The sequence below is a fragment of the Pseudomonas sp. SDO5591_S426 genome (assembly GCF_054070755.1).
The window spans coordinates 1-3,888 of sequence record NZ_JBSVXD010000314.1 but is presented as its reverse complement, the minus strand read 5'-3'; the positions used below and the strand labels follow the sequence as shown (position 1 = coordinate 3,888).

Genomic DNA, 3,888 nt, shown 5'->3' with positions numbered 1-3,888 from the left:
TACAAAGAGCCGCGCCAGTCTCAAGAGACTGGCGCGGTGGGTCAGATCAAACTTTCTGGTACAGCTGACTGCCTTCCTTCTTGAAGCGCTCGGCCTGTTCGGCCATGCCTTGGGCGACATCCACGTCCACCGCTTCGATCCGTTGGTTGGCCGCGTACTCGCGGACTTCCTGGGTGATTTTCATCGAGCAGAATTTCGGCCCGCACATGGAGCAGAAATGCGCGACCTTGGCCGAATCCTTCGGCAACGTCTCATCGTGATACGAACGAGCGGTGTCCGGATCGAGGCCCAGGTTGAACTGGTCTTCCCAACGGAATTCGAAGCGCGCCTTGCTCAAGGCATTGTCGCGGATCTGCGCGCCCGGATGCCCCTTCGCCAGATCGGCGGCGTGCGCGGCGATCTTGTAGGTGATGATCCCGGTCTTCACGTCATCCTTGTTCGGCAGGCCCAAGTGTTCCTTCGGCGTCACGTAGCAGAGCATGGCGCAACCGAACCAGCCGATCATCGCCGCACCGATGCCGGAGGTGATGTGGTCGTAGCCCGGCGCAATGTCGGTGGTCAGCGGGCCGAGGGTGTAGAACGGCGCCTCGTCGCAGCACTCCAGTTGCTTGTCCATGTTCTCTTTGATCAACTGCATCGGCACGTGGCCCGGGCCTTCGATCATGCACTGCACGTCGTGCTTCCAGGCGATCTTGGTCAACTCGCCGAGGGTTTCCAGTTCGCCGAATTGCGCTTCGTCGTTGGCGTCGGCAATCGAGCCCGGACGCAGGCCATCGCCCAGCGAGAAGCTGACGTCGTAGGCCTTCATGATTTCGCAGATTTCGTCGAAATGGGTGTAGAGGAAGTTCTCTTTGTGGTGCGCCAGGCACCACTTGGCCATGATCGAACCGCCACGGGAAACGATACCGGTGACGCGCTTGGCGGTCATCGGCACGTAGCGCAGCAACACGCCGGCGTGGATGGTGAAGTAGTCGACGCCCTGCTCGGCCTGTTCGATCAACGTGTCGCGGAACAGCTCCCAGGTCAGGTCCTCGGCCACGCCGTTGACCTTTTCCAGCGCCTGGTAGATCGGCACGGTACCGATCGGTACCGGCGAGTTGCGGATGATCCACTCGCGGGTTTCGTGGATGTGTTTGCCGGTGGACAAATCCATCACCGTGTCCGAACCCCAGCGAATGCCCCAGGTCAGTTTCGCCACTTCTTCTTCGATGGACGAACCCAAGGCGCTGTTGCCGATGTTGCCGTTGATCTTCACCAGGAAGTTACGGCCGATGATCATCGGTTCCAGTTCGGTGTGGTTGATGTTGGCCGGAATGATCGCGCGGCCGCGGGCGATTTCTTCGCGGACAAATTCAGGGGTGATTTCTTTCGGGATGCTCGCGCCGAAACTGTGGCCGGCGTGCTGCTGCTTCAACAGGCCGGCAGCGCGGGCCTCTTGCAGCTTCATGTTTTCGCGGATGGCGACGTATTCCATCTCGGCAGTGATGATGCCTTTGCGCGCGTAGTGCATCTGGCTGACGTTGGCCCCGGCCTTGGCGCGGCGCGGGTTGTTCACGTGGGCAAAACGCAGCTTGGTCAGCTCGGCATCGGCAAGGCGTTCCTGACCGAAGTTCGAGCTCAGACCGCTCAGGCGTTCGGTGTCGCCACGGTCGTCGATCCACGCCGAACGCACATCGCCCAGGCCTTTGCGCACGTCGATCACCACGTTCGGATCGGTGTACGGACCCGAGGTGTCGTAGACCGTTACCGGCGCGTTGATTTCGCCGCCGAAGTCGGTAGGCGTCACGTCCAGGGTGATTTCGCGCATCGGCACGCGGATGTCCGGGCGAGAGCCCTGTACGTAGATTTTTTGCGAACGGGTAAACGGTTGAACCGACTGTTCATCGACCTTGGCCGACTCACTGAGGTTGATCGCGTTTTTTGCTTTTATGGTCATCACGGGCTCTCCAGACAGCATCCAGGCAGTGGATTGTCGGAGCAGAACCTGAAAGGCACGGACGCACCAGGACTGGTGCTGTGCGTCGTCACACGGGGAGCGTTCGATTGTCGAACAATTTCCCGGACGAAGCACAAGAGGACTCGCCGGGTGACGAGAAATCTTGTTCCCTACGCAGGCGCTAACCTGATCAGGTTCAACGGGATCCGAAATTATTCGATCTCAGCCTCATAGCAAGGCACCCCGACAAGAACCCGGCCAGTCTAGACACAACTGGCAGAGAACGCCAACCCCGCTGCAAACACCATGATGAATGGCGCAATTACCGGGAACGGCAGGATTGTTGCCGCTTGAATGCGCAACTACACTCGCTACGCCAAGCTGCGCATTGACGCTGTAGGGGCCGCGCCGTACCTTGGCGCCAGAATTATTTTCATAATATCAATGCTAGGGATCGCCTCATGCTGCGCAAACTTTCACTGGCTGTTGCCGTGTCTTGTGCGTCCACCACAATGGCCTGGGCAGCAGAAGCGCCTATGTCGACAAAGAACGATCTGGTCAGCGTCTATCAGGAGGCGGTAGACAACAACGCCGACCTAGCCGCAGCCATCGCCCAGTATGGCGCGCAGAAAGAAGTCGTACCGCAGGCCCGCGCCGGGCTGCTGCCCAATCTGTCGGGTGGCGCGGATGTCACCAGCGTTCGCACGTCGATCGATCAACCGTCGGCCACTGCCAACCGCAATGCGCATTCCTACCAGGCAACCCTGGCGCAGCCACTGTTCCGTGCCGATCGCTGGTTCCAGTTCCAGGCCGCCAAGGACGTCAACGAACAGGCCGCCCTGCAACTCTCGGCGACCGAGCAAAACCTGATCCTGCAAACCGCCGACAGTTATTTCAACGTGCTGCGCAGCCAGGACAACCTGGCCTCGACCAAAGCCGAAGAAGCCGCGTTCAAGCGTCAGCTCGACCAGTCCAATGAGCGCTTCGATGTCGGTCTCTCGGACAAGACTGACGTACTGAACTCACAGGCCAGCTACGACACCGCGCGCGCCAACCGGATCGTCGCGCAGCGCCAGGTGGATGATGCCTTCGAAGCGTTGGTGACCCTGACCAACCGTCGGTACAACGCCATCTGGGGCATTTCTCATAACTTGCCGATCCTGCCGCCAGCACCGAACGATGCCAAGGCCTGGGTCGAAACCGCGGCCAGACAGAACCTCAATCTGTTGGCCAGCAACTACGCCGTCAGCGCCGCCGAGCAAACCCTCAAACAGCGCAAGGCCGGCCATGCACCGACCGTCGACGCGGTGGCCCGATACGAAAAAGGCGACAACGATGCACTGGGTTTCAGTAACCCGAACGCCTTGGGCCAGCCGTACAAAGGTGACGTCGAGCAATCCTCGATTGGCCTGCAACTGAACATCCCGATCTACAGCGGCGGTCTGATCAATTCCCAGGTGCGTCAGTCGTACTCGCAACTGGACCAGACCGAGCAGCAACGCGAATCCCTGCGCCGGCAGATCGTCGAAAACACCCGCGACTTACACCGCGCGGTGAACACCGACGTCGAGCAGGTACAGGCGCGCAAGCAGTCGATCATCTCCAACCAGAGTGCGGTGGAGGCGACGGAAATCGGCTATCAGGTGGGTACGCGAAACATCGTCGACGTGCTGGATGCGCAGCGTCAGCTGTACACCTCGGTGCGTGATTACAACAACACCCGCTACGACTACATCCTCGACAACCTGCGCCTCAAGCAACAGGCCGGGACGTTGAATCCGGGGGATTTGCAGGATCTGGCGCGCTGGCTCAAGGCTGATTACAACCCGGACAAGGATTTCCTGCCGCCGGATCTGGCCAAGGCTGCGGCTGAACAGCTGAAAGCACGGCCGGGTCAGTAAAAACAAAAGATCGCAGCCTTCGGCAGCTCCTACATAGGAATGATGTACACC

The 3,888-nt window shown here is 59.9% G+C and carries 2 protein-coding genes and 1 riboswitch; of the genes, one reads left to right on the top strand and one right to left on the bottom strand.

What is annotated here, in order from left to right:
• Positions 1-46: 46 nt before the first annotated feature.
• On the bottom strand, positions 47-1,936 hold the full coding sequence (gene thiC / locus ACW9JC_RS29145; protein ID WP_457459369.1) for a phosphomethylpyrimidine synthase ThiC: 1,890 nt from the start codon (positions 1,934-1,936) through the stop codon (positions 47-49).
• A gap of 150 nt (positions 1,937-2,086) precedes the next feature.
• Positions 2,087-2,192, bottom strand: a riboswitch (TPP riboswitch).
• Between the two features lie 205 nt (positions 2,193-2,397).
• On the opposite strand from thiC, the gene ACW9JC_RS29140 reads away from it, so the two are divergent.
• Complete coding sequence (locus ACW9JC_RS29140; protein WP_457459367.1) at positions 2,398-3,837, top strand: TolC family outer membrane protein; 1,440 nt, start codon at positions 2,398-2,400, stop codon at positions 3,835-3,837.
• Positions 3,838-3,888 lie beyond the last annotated feature (51 nt).

What these genes read in the sequence shown, in the direction of transcription:
- thiC (WP_457459369.1), bottom strand. Translation starts at nt 1,936, where the DNA reads ATGACCATAAAAGCAAAAAACGCGATCAACCTCAGTGAGTCGGCCAAG.
- ACW9JC_RS29140 (WP_457459367.1), top strand. Translation starts at nt 2,398, where the DNA reads ATGCTGCGCAAACTTTCACTGGCTGTTGCCGTGTCTTGTGCGTCCACC.